The 544-nt window shown below is 54.6% G+C and carries 1 protein-coding gene; it reads left to right on the top strand.

The window, feature by feature from the left end; genetic code table 11:
- Window positions 1–544 (top strand): terminase gpA endonuclease subunit (locus tag CSC62_RS17605; RefSeq protein WP_162407912.1); only part of this gene is annotated, 544 nt, incomplete at both ends.

Below are 544 nucleotides of genomic sequence, written 5' to 3'. Positions count from 1 at the left end.
ACAGCGTACAGCACGTTCACCACCTGGGTGCAGATTGTCAAAGACTGGATGAAAACGAAAGGGGATACGGGAAAACGTAAAACCTTCGTAAACACCACGCTCGGTGAGACGTGGGAGGCGAAAATTGGCGAACGTCCGGATGCTGAAGTGATGGCAGAGCGGAAAGAGCATTATTCAGCGCCCGTTCCTGACCGTGTGGCTTACCTGACCGCCGGTATCGACTCCCAGCTGGACCGCTACGAAATGCGCGTATGGGGATGGGGGCCGGGTGAGGAAAGCTGGCTGATTGACCGGCAGATTATTATGGGCCGCCACGACGATGAACAGACGCTGCTGCGTGTGGATGAGGCCATCAATAAAACCTATACCCGCCGGAATGGCGCAGAAATGTCGATATCCCGTATCTGCTGGGATACTGGCGGGATTTACCCAACCACTGTGGTTGAACGCAGGAAAAAAAAAGGGGTGGTACGGGGGGTTCCCATTACAGGGGGAACCCTCTTAGGCCGGTTCTTATATAAACTTACGAGGACACCAAGCGGAG

It is taken from the genome of Pseudoxanthomonas jiangsuensis (assembly GCF_010093185.1).
GTDB lineage: Bacteria > Pseudomonadota > Gammaproteobacteria > Xanthomonadales > Xanthomonadaceae > Pseudoxanthomonas > Pseudoxanthomonas jiangsuensis.
This window is presented reverse-complemented; position numbering and strand designations above follow the sequence as displayed.